Origin of the sequence: Aeromicrobium sp., assembly GCF_036676885.1 — a bacterium.
Taxonomy (GTDB): domain Bacteria; phylum Actinomycetota; class Actinomycetes; order Propionibacteriales; family Nocardioidaceae; genus Aeromicrobium.
Genome location: NZ_JAKFCB010000022.1, coordinates 1 through 14,464, shown reverse-complemented (window position 1 = coordinate 14,464; position 14,464 = coordinate 1). Strand labels below are relative to the sequence as shown.

The 14,464-nt window shown below is 68.9% G+C and carries 14 protein-coding genes and 1 pseudogene; 12 read left to right on the top strand and 3 right to left on the bottom strand.

The annotated features are described in order from the left end of the window. The coding region (locus V6M46_RS01335) for a tyrosine-type recombinase/integrase (RefSeq protein WP_332661890.1) at positions 1–375 on the top strand (375 nt) is incomplete at its 5' end. A gap of 73 nt (positions 376–448) precedes the next feature. On the opposite strand, the gene V6M46_RS01330 is transcribed toward V6M46_RS01335, so the two are convergent. After that, the gene (locus V6M46_RS01330; RefSeq protein ID WP_332661889.1) at positions 449–1,327 is read right to left on the bottom strand and encodes a peptidoglycan DD-metalloendopeptidase family protein; all 879 of its coding nucleotides are present in this window, start codon (positions 1,325–1,327) and stop codon (positions 449–451) included. 325 nt (positions 1,328–1,652) lie between these two features. Between V6M46_RS01330 and rpsB the strand changes: the two genes are divergently transcribed. The 8 genes from rpsB to rlmN all read left to right on the top strand — a co-directional run bounded on the left by rpsB (position 1,653) and on the right by rlmN (position 10,546). After that, positions 1,653–2,783, top strand: a complete 1,131-nt coding sequence (gene rpsB, locus V6M46_RS01325) for a 30S ribosomal protein S2 (RefSeq protein WP_332661887.1) — start codon at positions 1,653–1,655, stop codon at positions 2,781–2,783. Between the two features lie 40 nt (positions 2,784–2,823). Continuing rightward, the gene (tsf, locus tag V6M46_RS01320) at positions 2,824–3,645 is read left to right on the top strand and encodes a translation elongation factor Ts (protein ID WP_332661885.1); all 822 of its coding nucleotides are present in this window, start codon (positions 2,824–2,826) and stop codon (positions 3,643–3,645) included. Positions 3,646–3,700: 55 nt separating this feature from the next. After that, on the top strand, positions 3,701–4,456 hold the full coding sequence (gene pyrH / locus V6M46_RS01315; protein WP_332661884.1) for a UMP kinase: 756 nt from the start codon (positions 3,701–3,703) through the stop codon (positions 4,454–4,456). Positions 4,457–4,493: 37 nt separating this feature from the next. Continuing rightward, positions 4,494–5,048: a ribosome recycling factor gene (gene frr, locus V6M46_RS01310; protein ID WP_332661892.1), complete on the top strand. Its 555-nt coding sequence runs from the start codon at positions 4,494–4,496 to the stop codon at positions 5,046–5,048. After that, positions 5,038–5,916 carry a phosphatidate cytidylyltransferase gene (locus tag V6M46_RS01305; protein ID WP_332661882.1) on the top strand — a complete coding sequence of 293 codons (879 nt, stop codon included), beginning with the start codon at positions 5,038–5,040 and terminating at the stop codon, positions 5,914–5,916. The genes frr and V6M46_RS01305 overlap by 11 nt, the downstream gene beginning before the upstream one ends. Positions 5,917–5,935: 19 nt before the next feature. After that, positions 5,936–8,392, top strand: a complete 2,457-nt coding sequence (locus tag V6M46_RS01300; protein WP_332661880.1) for a circularly permuted type 2 ATP-grasp protein — start codon at positions 5,936–5,938, stop codon at positions 8,390–8,392. Next, the gene (locus V6M46_RS01295) at positions 8,389–9,324 is read left to right on the top strand and encodes a transglutaminase family protein (RefSeq protein WP_332661878.1); all 936 of its coding nucleotides are present in this window, start codon (positions 8,389–8,391) and stop codon (positions 9,322–9,324) included. The genes V6M46_RS01300 and V6M46_RS01295 overlap by 4 nt, the downstream gene beginning before the upstream one ends. A gap of 94 nt (positions 9,325–9,418) precedes the next feature. Continuing rightward, positions 9,419–10,546, top strand: a complete 1,128-nt coding sequence (gene rlmN, locus V6M46_RS01290) for a 23S rRNA (adenine(2503)-C(2))-methyltransferase RlmN (protein ID WP_332661876.1) — start codon at positions 9,419–9,421, stop codon at positions 10,544–10,546. 46 nt (positions 10,547–10,592) lie between these two features. Here rlmN and V6M46_RS01285 read toward each other — a convergent pair whose 3' ends face one another. After that, on the bottom strand, positions 10,593–12,305 hold the full coding sequence (locus V6M46_RS01285) for a TIGR03767 family metallophosphoesterase (protein WP_332661874.1): 1,713 nt from the start codon (positions 12,303–12,305) through the stop codon (positions 10,593–10,595). A 117-nt stretch (positions 12,306–12,422) separates the two neighbouring features. Between V6M46_RS01285 and V6M46_RS01280 the strand changes: the two genes are divergently transcribed. Both V6M46_RS01280 and V6M46_RS01275 read left to right on the top strand, forming a co-directional pair. After that, positions 12,423–13,142, top strand: a complete 720-nt coding sequence (locus V6M46_RS01280) for an enoyl-CoA hydratase (protein WP_332661873.1) — start codon at positions 12,423–12,425, stop codon at positions 13,140–13,142. After that, positions 13,142–13,600 (top strand): AMP-binding protein, encoded by a 459-nt coding sequence (locus V6M46_RS01275; protein ID WP_332661872.1) that lies wholly within the window; start codon positions 13,142–13,144, stop codon positions 13,598–13,600. The genes V6M46_RS01280 and V6M46_RS01275 overlap by 1 nt, the downstream gene beginning before the upstream one ends. A 15-nt stretch (positions 13,601–13,615) precedes the next feature. Here the strand turns inward: V6M46_RS01275 and V6M46_RS01270 are convergent, their stop codons facing one another. Continuing rightward, a complete protein-coding gene (locus V6M46_RS01270) occupies positions 13,616–14,092 on the bottom strand; it encodes an Lrp/AsnC family transcriptional regulator (RefSeq protein ID WP_332661871.1) in 477 nt (158 codons plus the stop codon). Positions 14,093–14,249: 157 nt separating this feature from the next. Between V6M46_RS01270 and V6M46_RS01265 the strand changes: the two are divergent. Next, positions 14,250–14,464, top strand: a pseudogene (locus V6M46_RS01265) (hypothetical protein); the annotation flags it as partial.

The window sequence follows — 14,464 nt, the reverse complement described above, 5'->3', positions numbered from 1 at the left end:
CGCAAGGAGCGTTCGGTGCCCTACGGGTTGCCGGCGTCGGAGGCGATCGAGCTGTGGCTCGAGCGCGGCCGTCCGGCCGTCGCCACGGAGTCCAGCGGCGCGGCGGTGTTCCTCGGTATGCGCGGCAGCCGCATCGACCAGCGCGCCGTACGCCGGATCGTCCACGAACGCCTTGCCGCTGTAGACGGAGCTCCCGATCTGGGACCTCACGGCCTACGGCACACCGCAGCCACCCACCTGCTCGAGGGCGGAGCGGATCTGCGCAGCGTGCAGGAGATCCTCGGCCATGCCTCGCTGGGGACGACGCAGATCTACACCCACGTCAGCAACGAGCGACTGAGAGCTGCCTACAAGCTCGCCCACCCCAGGGCCTGACCCCCGCTGAGCGTGACGAGTTGCAGGCGACACGCCGGTGCTGGCCTGCAACTCGTCACGCTCAGCGCGGAGGTCACAGGAACTCCTGGGGGTTCACCGGCTTGCCGGACGTGAGCACCATGAAGTGCAGGTGGCAGCCGGTCGACAGGCCCGTCGTGCCGGAGCGCGCGATGACCTGACCGGCCGTGACCCGATCGCCGACGGAGACCGACTGCGCGCTCAGATGTCCGTAGGACGTCTCGAAGCCCGGCCGATGGCGGACGACGATGCGTTTGCCGTAGGCGCCGCTGTACGACCGACCGACGACGGTGCCGGACGCGGCGGAGTGGACCGGCGTGCCGCACGGGACGCCGAAGTCGGTGCCGTCGTGCAGCTTGCGCTCGCCCGTGACCGGGTGGACCCGCATGCCGTACGGCGATGTGATGGGGCCGCCGACCGGACGCTGCAGGCCGTGACCGCCGACGCCGCCCGGGGGAGCGGGTGGCCTGCCCTGGGGGGCGATCAGCCGAAACCGGCCTCCGCCAAGCAGCTCGAGCGGGTCGAGGTAGTCATCGCCGACCAGACGACCGAGGTGCAGGCAGGCGCCGGAGCAATGACTCGGCGAGCCGAGCAGTGTGCCGATCACCTGTCCGGCGCGCACGGCATCGCCGGCCCGTGCGCGTGCCTTGACGGGTTGGTAGGTCGACCGCTCCCGCCCGTGATCCACGGTCACCACACCGATGCCGCCGACCTGCCCGGCGAACACCACTCGCCCAGCGGCGACCGCGCGGACGGCGTCGCCGGCGGCGCCGGTCAGGTCGACGCCACGATGCCCGGGACCGTACGCGGTCGCCGGCGGGTCGAACCGCTCGCCGATCGCATGGTCGTCGAGCGGCCAGGTCCACCGGTCGGGCGATTTCGCGTGCGCCGGCGGCGACGCGGCGAGGAACAGCAGGAGCGCGACAAGGGGCATTCGACGGAGCATGCGACCAGCCAAGACCGGCGACGCGGGCCGGCGCACCGGTCGGCGTACGAGCTGGGGACAACCCCGCATGAGCGCAGGGTCTGTGGATTTCCTCCGGGGCGGTCGGTTGCCCTAGACTGGGGCCAACCACTTTTTCGGAAGTGGAATTCGCGCGCCTGTTTCCGTATGACGCGAGAGCTGAATACGGATGATGCCCTGGTCTGTCCAGCGAGTCTGGACAGTTGGTCACGTCATTCAGACAGGCGCCAGGTCACCGTCAACCGGCGGTGAGACAACCAGGAACGGCACACGTGTGCCACAAGGAGATTCGACCATGGCCGTCGTCACCATGCGCCAGCTGCTCGAGAGCGGCGTTCACTTCGGGCACCAGACCCGTCGTTGGAACCCCAAGATGAAGCGATTCATCTTCACCGAGCGCAACGGCATCTACATCATCGACCTGCAGCAGTCGCTCGCCTACATCGATGCCGGCTACGAGTTCGTCAAGAACACCGTCGCTCGCGGCGGCACGATCCTGTTCGTCGGCACCAAGCGCCAGGCGCAGGAGCCGATCGAGGAGCAGGCCAAGCGCGTCGGTATGCCCTTCGTCAACCAGCGTTGGCTCGGCGGCATGCTCACCAACTTCCAGACGATGCACCAGCGCCTTCAGCGTATGAAGGAGCTCGAGGAGATCGACTTCGACGACGTCGCGGGATCCAACCGCACGAAGAAGGAGCTCCTCGGCATGAGCCGCGAGTACGCGAAGCTCTCGCGCACCCTCGGCGGCATCCGTGACATGGGCCGTACGCCGTCCGCCGTCTGGATCGTCGACACCAAGAAGGAGCACCTCGCGGTCGACGAGGCCAAGAAGCTCGGCATCCCGATCATCGCGATCCTCGACACCAACTGCGACCCCGACGACGTCGACTTCCCGATCCCGGGCAACGACGACGCCATCCGCTCGGTCGGCCTGCTGACCCGCGTCATCGCCGACGCCGTTGCCGAGGGCCTCATCGCCCGCGGTGGCAGCAAGACCGGCGAAGAGGAGCCCGGCGCTGAGCTCGGCGCCGAGGAGCCCCTGGCCGACTGGGAGCGCGAGCTGCTGGAGAAGAAGGACGCCGAGGCTGCCACCGAAGCCGCCGCCGCCCCGGCTGCTGAGGCCCCCGCCGCTGAGGTCGCGACCGACGAGGCCGCTGCCGACGAGGCGCCCGCCAAGAAGGCCCCGGCTGCCAAGAAGGCTGCTGCGACCGACGAGGCTGCTGCCGACGAGGCTCCGGCCAAGAAGGCGCCCGCCAAGAAGGCCCCGGCTGCCAAGAAGGCTGCTGCGACCGACGAGGCCGCGACCGACGAGGCTCCGGCCAAGAAGGCGCCCGCCAAGAAGGCTGCCGCGACCGACGAGGCTCCGGCCAAGAAGGCGCCCGCCAAGAAGGCTGCCGAGAAGGTCGACGCCGAAACTGCCGAGTGACACCGGCCGACACGACTACCTGAGAAGCGAGAAGAGAAACATGGCTATCACCGCCACAGAGGTCAAGAAGCTCCGCGACGCCACCGGCGCCGGCATGATGGACGCCAAGAAGGCGCTCACGGAGGCTGACGGCGACTTCGACAAGGCGATCGAGGTGCTCCGCATCTCGGGCGCTGCCAAGGCTGCCAAGCGCGGCGCCGAGCGTGAGGCTTCGGCCGGACTCGTCGCCAACTACGGCAACGCGATCGTCGAGCTCAACTCCGAGACCGACTTCGTCGCCAAGAACGAGCAGTTCATCGCGCTGGCCGAGGAGCTCGCTGTCCTCGCCGACAAGGTCAAGCCGGCCGACGCCGCGGCATTCGCGACCGAGAAGCTCGACAACGGCAAGACCGTTGCCGAGGCTGTCGCGGACCTCGCGGTCGTCATCGGCGAGAAGATCGAGCTCGGCCGGGTCGCCAGCTTCGAGGGCAATGTCGCGACCTACATGCACCGTCGTGCCAGCGACCTGCCGCACGCTGTCGGCGTGCTGGTGGAGTTCGAGGGCGACGAGGCCGGTCACGACGTGGCCCGCGGTGTCGCGATGCAGATCGCCGCCATGCGTCCTCGCTACCTCACGCGTGACGAGGTCCCCGCGGACGTCGTCGCCAAGGAGCGCGAGATCGCCGAGGCGACGGCTCGTGAAGAGGGCAAGCCCGAGCAGGCGATCGCCAAGATCACCGAAGGACGCCTCAACGGGTTCTTCAAGGAGACCGTGCTGCTCGACCAGCCGTCCGTCCAGGACAACAAGAAGACCGTCAAGGCTCTCCTCGATGAGGCCGGCGTGACGCTCAAGCGTTTCGCCCACATCGAGATCGGCGCCTGACCCTTCGACAACGCCCAGGGCAAGCAACCGCACGACCAACATCGGAGGCCGGAACGTGGACACTGACACCGCTCAGGAAGTCGACGGTCCGGCCTCTGGTCATGGGCTCAAGCGTGTCCTGCTGAAGCTGTCCGGCGAGGTGTTCGGCGGCGGCAAGATCGGCATCGATCCTGACGTCGTCAATGGCATCGCCAGGCAGATCGCCGAGGCGGTGGCCGAGGGTGTCGAGGTCGCGATCGTGGTCGGCGGTGGCAACTTCTTCCGTGGCGCCGAGCTCAGCCAGCGCGGCATGGACCGTTCGCGGGCCGACTACATCGGGATGCTGGGCACGGTCATGAACTGCCTCGCGCTCCAGGACTTCTGCGAGAAGCAGGGCATCGAGACGCGCGTCCAGTCCGCCATCACGATGGGCCAGGTCGCCGAGCCCTACATCCCGCGTCGCGCGATCCGTCACCTCGAGAAGGGCCGCGTCGTGATCTTCGGCGCCGGCGCCGGCATGCCGTACTTCTCGACCGACACCGTCTCGGCGCAGCGGGCGCTGGAGATCGGCGCGGACGCCGTGCTGATGTCCAAGAGCGGCGTCGACGGCGTCTACTCGGCCGACCCGCGTACGGACCCGAATGCCCGCAAGTTCGACGAGATCACGTTCGACGACGCCCTGCGGCTGGGCCTCAAGGTCGTCGATGCGGCAGCATTCGCGTTGTGCATGGAGAACAAGCTCCCCATGATCGTGTTCGGCATGGAGGGTGAGGGCAACATCGCCCGCGTGCTCCGTGGTGAGAAGATCGGAACGCTGGTCCACGCCGCCTAGGCGCACGGACCTACCAGAACCGGATGGAGACATCGTGATTGACCAGACCCTGCGTGATGCCGACAGCAAGATGGCACGAGCCGTTGAGCACACCCGCGAGGAGTTTGCCGCGATCCGTACGGGCCGCGCCCATCCGGCGATGTTCGCCCAGATCACGGCCGAGTACTACGGCCAGCAGACCCCGCTCAACCAGCTCGCCGGCTTCCAGGTCCCCGAGCCGCGCACCGTGATCATCCAGCCGTACGACGCCGGCGCCAAGCCCGCGATCGAGAAGGCCATCCGCGAGTCCGACCTCGGCGTCAACCCGAGCGACGACGGCAAGGTGCTGCGCGTGACGCTGCCCGAGCTGACCGAGGACCGTCGCAAGGAGTACATCAAGCTGGCGAAGACCAAGGCCGAGGAAGGCCGCGTCTCCGTACGCAACCTGCGTCGCGCCGCCAAGCAGGCGCTCGACAAGGCCGAGAAGGACTCCGAGATCAGCAAGGACGAGAACGTCGGCGCCGAGAAGCGGCTCGACGCGATGACCAAGAAGCACGTCGACACGGTCGACGATCTGCTCAAGAACAAAGAGGCAGAGCTCCTTGACATCTGAGTCTCCTGCCGAGACCCCAGAGTCGGCGGAGACACCCGCAGCCGCCGAGAAGAAGACGAGCCGGGCCGGGCGCAACCTCCCGGCCTCGATCGCGGTCGGAGTCGGCCTGATCGGTCTGGTCATCGCGACGCTGTTCATCCAGAAGGAAGCGTTCATCCCGGTCGTGGTGATCGCCCTGGCGATCGGCCTGTTCGAGCTGACCCGCGCGTTCTCGACCGCGCGCATCAACATCCCGGTCCTGCCGGTGCTGACCGGCGGCACGATCATGCTCGTCGGCAGCTACTGGGGTGGCATGGAGACCGCGTCCGTCGCCCTGGCGCTGACGATCATCGGCACCCTGGTCTGGCGCCTGTCCGACGGTGCCGAGGGCTTCGTCCGCGACAGCAGCGCCGGCGTGTTCGTGCTCGGCTACCTCTACCTCATGGGCACGTTCGTCGTGCTGATGCTGTCCGAGGACGACGGGCCGTGGCGCATCATCGCGTTCATCGTCGCCACGATCGCCTCGGACATCGGCGGCTACGTCGCCGGCGTCCTGTTCGGCAAGCACCCCATGGCGCCCACGATCAGCCCCAAGAAGTCCTGGGAGGGCTTCGCCGGCTCGCTGATCTTCGGCGTGGCGGCCGGCATCGTCACCATCACGTACGCCCTCGAGGGCGACTGGTGGGTCGGCATCATCCTCGGCGTCACGGGTGTCGTCTTCGCGACGCTGGGCGACCTGTCCGAGTCGCTCATCAAGCGCGACCTCGGCATCAAGGACATGGGCGACCTGCTGCCCGGCCATGGTGGCCTGATGGACCGCCTCGATTCGTTGATCGCCGTGGCGCCGGTCGCCTGGTTGATCCTGCACCTGCTGGTCCCGGTCAGCTGATCATGTCGGCTGGCCGCCGATGACTGCGCTCCGGGACTATTCCGCAGCGGTCACCCAGCCCACGTTGACCGCTGGGCCGGCACGCTACGACGAGGTGGTCGGCCCGGACGGCACGCTGCGGGCCGGCTGGAAGATGCTCGCGGAGGCCGCGGTCCAGCTGACCGACGCGGACCTGCGCAGGGTCAGCGGCGACATCGAGCGTTTCCTCGCCAACGATGGCGTGACCTACACGCCGCCGGAGGAGGAGCCGGGCCCGTGGCGCCTCGACCCCATCCCGCTCATCATCGATGCCGCTGAGTGGACGCAGCTCGAGGTCGGGCTGGCCCAACGTACGGAGCTGCTCAACGCGATCCTCGTCGACCTGTACGGCCCGCAGCGCCTCCTCTCGTCCGGGGTCCTGCCACCGTCGATCGTGTTCGGGCACGAAGGCTTCCTGCGGGTCGCGGCCCGCGCCTCGGCGGCCGACACCCAGCCGCTGCTCCTCGCCGCCGCCGACCTCGGGCGCAACACCGCAGGGGAGTGGCAGGTGCTCGCCGACCGGGCGCAGGCGCCGTCCGGCATCGGCTTCGCGATGGAGAATCGCCGGGTCATCTCCCGCGTGATGCCCGAGATGTACCGCCAGGCCGGGTTGCACCGTATGGCGCCGTTCTTCCAGGCGCTGCGCTCGACGCTCATCGACTCCGCACCCGGCAGCAGCGCCAACCCCCGCGTCGTCGTGCTGTCGCCCGGCACGCACTCGGAGACGGCGTACGACCAGGCGTTCGTCGCGTCGAGCCTGGGCTTCCCGCTCGTCGAGGGCAGCGACCTGGTGATGCGCGAGGGCGCGGTGTGGATGCGGGTCTTCGGCCGGCTCGAACGGGTCGACGTGATCCTGCGCCGGGTCGACGCGGCGTGGAGCGACGCCCTCGAGCTGCGCAAGAACTCGCAGCTCGGCGTCGCCGGCCTGTCCGAGGCGGTCCGCCGCGGCAACGTGCGGGTCGTCAACGGGCTCGGGTCGGGCGTGCTGGAGAACCCGGGGCTGCTGCCGTTCCTGTCGGCGATGTGCGAGATGTTGCTCGACGAGCCGCTGCGGCTGCCGTCGGTGCAGACCTACTGGGCCGGTGACCCGCGCTCCCGCGCGTACCTGCTCGACAACCTCGGCGACCTCGTGGTGCGCTCGATCGACGGCCCCGTCGATCTCGCCGACCGGCCCAAGGACGAGTTGCGGGCGGCGATACTCGCCGAACCCCACCGCTACGTCGGCCAGGAGCCGCTGGCGCTCTCGCAGTCGCCGACGCTCGATGCTCGTGGCGTACACCCGCAGGTACTGACGCTGCGGACGTTCACGCTGCGCTACGGGTCGACGTACCGGCCGCTGATCGGTGGTCTGGCCAACGTCTTCGAGGCCGGCAGACCCGCGTCGAGCAAGGACGTCTGGGTGCTCAAGGACAAGCCCGAGGACCCCGACCAGGGCCTGACGGACGTGCTGCCGCTGACCAACGTACGCGCGCCGGCGGCCATGGTGCCGCGCGTGCTGGAGGACATGTTCTGGTTCGGCCGCTACGCCGAGCGCGCCGAGGACATGCTGCGGCTCGTGCTCACGGCGCACGCGAGCGCCGAGGACTTCCGGTCGCGCCCGCACACCGCCGGCGGCGCGAGCCTCGCGGTCCTGATGCGCGCGATCGCACGGCTCAGCGGGTCGCCGTTCGGGCCCGACCAGCTCGATGACGACTTCCGCTCACTGCTGCTCGACGCGCACCGCCCGGGCTCGGTGGCCCAGTCGATCAGCGCCCTGCGCGACGCCGCCCAGAGCGTGCGCGATCAGCTCTCGCCCGACACATGGCAGGCGTTCGGCTCGACCGATCGCGCCTCGGCCGCGCTCAAGAGCTATCACTACAGCCACCAGGTCGCCGAGAGTGCCGGCCGCATGCTGACCGGGATCCTGTCGCTGCAGGGCGTGACGGCCAACATGATCCGCGATCCCGGTTGGCGCATGATCGGCACCGGGCGGGCAGTCGAGCGCGGCCTCCAGCTGTGCCACCTGCTGCGCTCGACGACCACCGTCCGGCGCGGCCTCGACGTCGACCGCGACCTCAACACCGCAGTGCTGTCGGCCGCGGAGAGCGCCGTCACGCACCGCATGCGCTACCGCGGGTACGTACGCCTCGCCAGTGTCCTCGAGCTGCTGCTGACCGACCCCGACAACCCGCGGTCGCTGGCGTTCGGCATCGCCGAGCTGCGCGAGCACCTCGCGGCGATGCCCGGGTCGACCGGATCGACGCGTCCCGAGCGGCTGCTCGACGACCTTGCCGACGAGCTCGACCGCGCCGACATCGCCACCCTGACGGCGATCTCCGGTGAGAACCGGCCCAACCTCGAGCGCTTCCTCGACGGCTACGTCGCCCAGCTGACCCGGTTCGCCGATGCGGTCGGCGAGCTGCACTTCGCCGCCGGCCCCGCGCCGCGCTCGTTCGGCTTCGCGGCGGTGGAGGAATGAGCACGAGCGAGCGCAGCGAGCGAGAAGTCATGGCGTACCGCGTGTCGCACCGCACGACGTACTCGTACGACGAGGACGTCACCGACAGCCTCGGCATCGCCTACCTCGTGCCCCGCGAGCTGCCGTGGCAGCGGGTCGTCTCGCACGAGCTGACCCTCGACCCCGCGACCGACGACTCGACGACCGACCTCGACTACTACGGCAACACCGCGACCTACTTCCAGGTGACCTCTCCGCACCGGGTGCTCGACATCGTGGCGACGAGCCAGGTCGAGGCCGACCTGCCGTCGTACGACCCGGAGGCGCTCGCGGTGCCGTGGGAGTCCGCCCGGCCGATGCATCGCGACGATGTCCCGGACGCGTGGCGCGCGCAGGACTTCGCACTGTCCTCGTCGCTCGCCGACCAGACGACTGCCGCGCACACGTACGCCGCGGAGTCGCTGGCCCCCGGCCGCCCCGTCGGTGAGGCCGTCACCGATCTGATGCACCGGATCCACGCCGACTTCGCGTACGACAAGACCGCGACGACCGTGAGCTCGACGGTCGACGACATCTTCGACAAGCGGGCCGGGGTCTGCCAGGACTTCGCGCACCTGACGCTCGCCTGCCTGCGCTCACACGGCCTCGCGGTCCGGTATGTCAGCGGCTACCTCGCGACGACGCCCCCGCCGGGCAAGGAGCGCGTGGTCGGCGCCGACGCGACCCACGCCTGGCCCGCCGTGTGGATCCCCGACGGTGGCTGGCTCGCGGTCGACCCGACGAACGACCAGTGGGTCAACGATCGCTACATCACGGTCGCGTGGGGCCGGGACTACGCCGACGTGCCCCCGGTCAAGGGCGTGATCTTCACCGAGGCCAAGAAGTCGACCCTGAAGGTCGAGGTCGACGTGGCACCGGTTCTCGACTCACCCGAGTCCTCGCCGGTCGAGTAGCGGGCGAGGTCTGCGAGTCGGCGTATCGAGACCAGGTGAGCCGAGATGCTCGGCGATTCGGGGAACTCAGGACCTGAATGAGAGAATAGGGAACGTGTCTGAGTCCCCGAAGAACCTCCCGCTCGTCTTCGAGCAGCCCCGGGGACGCAAGAAGCCCCCGCGCCACCTCGCCGACCTGACCGCCGAAGAGCGTACGGCCGTCGCCGAGGCACTCGGCGAACCGGCGTTCCGCGTCAAGCAGGTCGCCCACCACTACTACGCCAGGCTCGAGCGCGACCCCGCAAACATGACGGACCTCCCGGCGGCGAGCCGCGACCGCATCGTCGAAGAGCTCCTGCCGACGCTGCTCAACCCGATCCGCACGCTCGAGGCCGACAAGGGCACGACCCGCAAGACGCTGTGGCGGCTGTTCGACGGCGCGCTCGTCGAGTCGGTCCTGATGCGCTACGCCGACCGCGCGACGATCTGTGTGTCGAGCCAGGCGGGCTGCGGCATGGCGTGCCCGTTCTGCGCCACCGGTCAGGGCGGACTCGAGCGCAACATGAGCGCCGCCGAGATCGTCGACCAGGTCGTCGACGGTGCGAGTGCCATGGCGACCGGCAAGGTCGCCGGGGGACCGGGCCGCCTGTCCAACGTCGTGTTCATGGGCATGGGCGAGCCGATGGCCAACTACAAGGCCGTGATCGGCGCCGTACGCCGGATGGTCGCTCCAGCCCCTGACGGACTCGGCATGTCGGCCCGCAACATCACGGTCAGCACCGTGGGTCTGGTGCCGCGCATGAAGCAGCTCGCCGACGAAGGAATCCCCGTCACGCTCGCGCTGTCGCTGCACGCGCCCGACGACGAGCTGCGCAACGAGCTCGTCCCGATCAACACCCGCTGGTCGGTGCACGAGGCGGTCGAGGCGGCCTGGGAGTACGCCCACAAGACCAAGCGTCGCGTCTCGATCGAGTACGCCATGATCAAGGACATCAACGACCAGGCCTGGCGCGCCGACCTGCTGGGCGACGTCCTGCAGTCGTACGGCGACTGGGGCTGGGTCCACGTCAACCTGATCCCGCTCAACCCGACACCGGGTTCCAAGTGGACGGCCTCGCGGCCCGAGGACGAGCGCGAGTTCGTCCGCCGGCTGATCGCCAAGGGCATCCCGACGACCGTGCGCGACACCCGGGGCAGCGACATCGACGGTGCTTGCGGCCAGCTCGCCGCTGTCGAAGGCTGAACCTGGCTCCGTCGTTCCTTGAGCTTGTCGAAAGGACGGCGCGCGGTCAGGCCAGGGGATTCTTGAGCAGCAGCTCGGTGTTGCGGTCCTCGGGCGCACCCTCCTGTGCCGACGTACGCTGCTGCGGGTCGTTGGCCGCCAGCTCACGGGCGATCGACGCGAGGTGCACCGAGTCCACGAGCGTGCCGCCGTACGAGGCCGGCCCGGTGTGATCGAGCATCGTGGTGAAGATCGACAGCGTGCCGTCTTGGTTGTCGACCAGCTCGATGAGCCGGGACTGCTGGGGGAAGTCGACGTGGGAGGCGCTGTTGATCTCCCAGAACCCGCCCTGGCCGTCGGCGCTCGCGTGGGCCGTGACCTCGTTGCGGTGCGTGTGACCGTTGACCCAGGCCACGACGTTGCGGCTGGACAGCAGCGTCGAGACGACCTCGTCGCCGAGCACCCTCGGGTTGAGGTCGAGACCGGTGCCGATCAGCGGGTTCGTCATGGTCTTGGAGGTGTGGTGACTGAACACGAAGACGTACTTGTCGGTGGAGGCTGCGAGGACGCTCTTGAGCCACGTGTGCTGCGGCTTGTCGATCGACCCGTCGGCATAGCCGTTGGGGTTGACGCTGTCGAGCACGATGCAGCGGACGGAGCCCCGGTCGAACGTGTAGTAGGCGGTCTTCTTGAGCCGGTTCGTGGCGGTGAAGCCGTGCCCGACGGGGGAGCCGGACGTCTTGAAGTGCTCGTCGACGACCTGCCCGCGGGTCAGCGTACGTCGCTGCGGGTCGGCACTCACGAGCGTCGCGGAGGTGAGCGCCGCGGCCCCCAGCAGCGCGGTGGCGTCGACCGTCGCCAAGGCCGAGATCACGTCGGCCTGGGAGAGGCCCGGCGGCAGGGCCGTGGCCTTCAGCGGGCCGGTCGCCAGCACGGTCAGGGGGAGCGTCTGCGGGAAGTTGCCCTGGACGAGCCCGTCGTGGTTGCCGAAGACCGAGTACCAGGGGATGCCGAGGCCCTCCGGCTCGAATGAACGGCGAGAGGCGTCGAGCAGCCCGGTGATGCGCGGGAAGCCGAAGGTCTTGGTGTAGATGTCCTCGGCACCGCCGGGAGTCTTGGGACCCTCGGGGTGCCAGTAGTGCGTGTCGAACGTCGTGTTGTCGGCGACGCCTTCGTACTTGGTCTTGTTGCCCGAGTCGGGCGTGACGCGTGTGCCGTCGAGGATGTCGATGTTCCAGCGCACCTCGTTGTACTGGCAGTTGTCCGAGTTGTCGCCGGTCTGGATCGCGAACGCCAGCTTCTGGCCGGTCACCGGACCGCGTCCGACCCGGTTGACCGCACGCACCATCGAGTCCGCGATCTGCGGTGTGAGCATCTCCTGCGGGCGGTAGCTCGACGACAGGAGGCCGCCGAGCGTCGGCGCGCCGCCGTACGTGTCCTCGAACCGGTCGATGTACTCGACCCTGGCCGGCGACTGCGCATCGATGATGTGAACATCCGTGAGGTGAGCGAAGCTCAGGACCGCGGTGCGCGTCGTGGTGCGGTCGGCCCCGGCTGCACCCAGCTCGGTGCGAACGGCGTGCGCTTCGCCACCGGTCGAGACGATCGTGGCGTAGCCGCCGGCCCCCGCCGGGCCGCGCGCGTAGCAGCTGTCGAGCGTCGTGTACCGGGGCGCGACGATGCCCGGAGCGGCCCATCCGGTGCTGGGGCGCAGGCCGATCGCCGCGGCACCTCCCACCACGGCACCGGTGCGTATGAGGTCACGGCGGGAGAGTGTCATGGCGGTTCAACGAGCCAGCCCGTGTGAGGTTACTCACAAGTCATATCGGTGCCGCGGGGCGGACACCCTCGGCCGGGACGCCGGCGGATAGCGTGGTCGCGACCCCGGAGGAGATCCATGCTCGGTGTGACCACGGACGGCGCCGTCGCCGTCCTCGAACTGCAACGTGAGGACCGGCGCAACGCGCTCAACCTCGAGCTGTGCCGCGCGATCCATGCCGCCGTCGACGAGGCGGTCGACGATGGAGCGCGCGTCATCGTCGTGACCGGACGGGGCACCGCGTTCTGCTCCGGCGCTGACCTCGGCGGTGTGTACGGTCCCGAATTCCTCGACGCGCTCTACGGCATGCTGCACCACCTCGCCAAGCTCCCGGTGCCGCTGATCGCCGCGGTCAACGGCCCGGCCATCGGCGCCGGCACGCAGCTGGCGATCGCCTGTGATCTCCGCGTCGCCGACGAGACGGCGAGGTTCGGTGTGCCGACAGCACGCAACGGCCTGGCCGTCGATGCCTGGACGATCCGGACCCTCTCGGCCCTTGCGGGTGCCGGTCCGGCGCGACGGCTGATGCTGGCCGCCGAGACATTCGACCGCGACACGGCGCTCCGTGTGGGCCTGGCGGACCGGTCCGGAACCCTGGACGACGCGATCGCCTGGGCGCACGAGATCGCCGAGTTCGCGCCTCTGACGCTCGCGCACAACAAGCTCATCCTCAACGGTTCCACCGACGATGATGCCGCGATCGCGAAGAGCTTCGACGCGGTGTGGGCCAGCGCCGACGTACGAGAAGGCGCCGCGGCACGGGACGAGAAGCGTACGCCGAAGTTCGAGGGGCGATGATGACCAGCTTGATCTACCGGGTGCTCGACGAGCGGGTGATCCACGGGCTCGCCGACAACCTGGCGATCGAGGACGAGCGCGGCACGATGTCGTACGCCGAGCTGCTCCACGAGTCGGCCTCGGTCGCCGGAGCGTTCACGAGTGTCGGCATCGTTCCCGGAGCCGGGGTGCAGATCGACCTCGACCACGGCCGGGAGCTGGTCGTCGCCGTGCTCGCGTGCGCGCGCGTCGGAGCGGTGCCGCGGGACTCCGTGGAGTTCAGGGTGGCCGGGATGCCGCCCGTGCTGCACCTGCCGGACACCGAGGTGCCGTGGGACCTGCTGATCCACGCCGGGCGCACCGATCCAGCGCCGGCGCCGCCGGATGACCCCGAAGGCTACGAGGCGCTGATCCGCGGGGCGTACCCCGACATCTTCGCCGCCCTGGAAGCCGGCGAGGAGATCAGCACCTCTGGGTGACCATGGGCCGAGCTGCTACCGCACACCCCAGGCGTACGTCTGCTTCTCGAGGCGCAGGTAGACGAACGTCTCGGTCGTCACGACGCGGTCGATCTCGCTGATCTGCTCGGACACGATCTCGAGCAGCTCGTCGTCGCTCTCCGCCACGAGCTCGGCGAGGATGTCGAAGCGACCGGTCGTGATGACGATGTAGTCGAGCTTGTCCATCGCCGCCAGCTCCGCGGCCACCTCGCGCACCCTGCCGCTGACCTTGATCCCGATCATCGCCTGCCGGGCGAAGCCCATCTGCATCGGATCGGTCACCGCCACGACCTGCATGACTCCGCTCTCGATGAGCTTCTGCACACGATGTCGGACCGCGGCTTCGGACAAGCCGACCTTCTTGGCGATCGCCGAGTAGGACAGCCGCCCGTCGTCCTGCAGCAGCTCGATGATCTGTTTGGCGGTGTCGTCGAGGTTTGGTCCACGGCCATCGGGTCTACGCTCGGTCATGACGGTCATTGTGCCGTACGACGACGGATTCCGTGGTGCCAGTTTCGCCGGTCAGCGACGTTTTCCTTATTGAAACACGACCTTTACGCCGGAATCCCTTGTCGTGGCCCCGTGATCTTGCGAGTATGGGTAGTCAACGGAAGAAATGAGGGATTCGATGGCCGAGCTCGACCGACGAACAGTGCTACGGGGGATGGGCGGCGTGGCTGCCGTGGGGATGGGATCGCTCGTGCTCGGCGGTTGCGGGACTTCTGGTGGCAAGCAGGAGGCTGACGACTGCACGTCCAAGGACGTCTCGGCGACCGAGAAGGAGCTCGTCATCTCCAACTGGCCCGAGTACATCGACGAGGACGACGGCGACTACGTCTCGAC

Bases quoted from the DNA above. Each gene is read 5' to 3' on its own strand.
- V6M46_RS01330 (WP_332661889.1), bottom strand. From the start codon at position 1,327: ATGCCCCTTGTCGCGCTCCTGCTGTTCCTCGCCGCGTCGCCGCCGGCG.
- rpsB (WP_332661887.1), top strand. From the start codon at position 1,653: ATGGCCGTCGTCACCATGCGCCAGCTGCTCGAGAGCGGCGTTCACTTC.
- tsf (WP_332661885.1), top strand. From the start codon at position 2,824: ATGGCTATCACCGCCACAGAGGTCAAGAAGCTCCGCGACGCCACCGGC.
- V6M46_RS01300 (WP_332661880.1), top strand. From the start codon at position 5,936: ATGACTGCGCTCCGGGACTATTCCGCAGCGGTCACCCAGCCCACGTTG.
- V6M46_RS01295 (WP_332661878.1), top strand. From the start codon at position 8,389: ATGAGCACGAGCGAGCGCAGCGAGCGAGAAGTCATGGCGTACCGCGTG.
- V6M46_RS01285 (WP_332661874.1), bottom strand. From the start codon at position 12,305: ATGACACTCTCCCGCCGTGACCTCATACGCACCGGTGCCGTGGTGGGA.
- V6M46_RS01280 (WP_332661873.1), top strand. From the start codon at position 12,423: ATGCTCGGTGTGACCACGGACGGCGCCGTCGCCGTCCTCGAACTGCAA.
- V6M46_RS01275 (WP_332661872.1), top strand. From the start codon at position 13,142: ATGACCAGCTTGATCTACCGGGTGCTCGACGAGCGGGTGATCCACGGG.
- V6M46_RS01270 (WP_332661871.1), bottom strand. From the start codon at position 14,092: ATGACCGAGCGTAGACCCGATGGCCGTGGACCAAACCTCGACGACACC.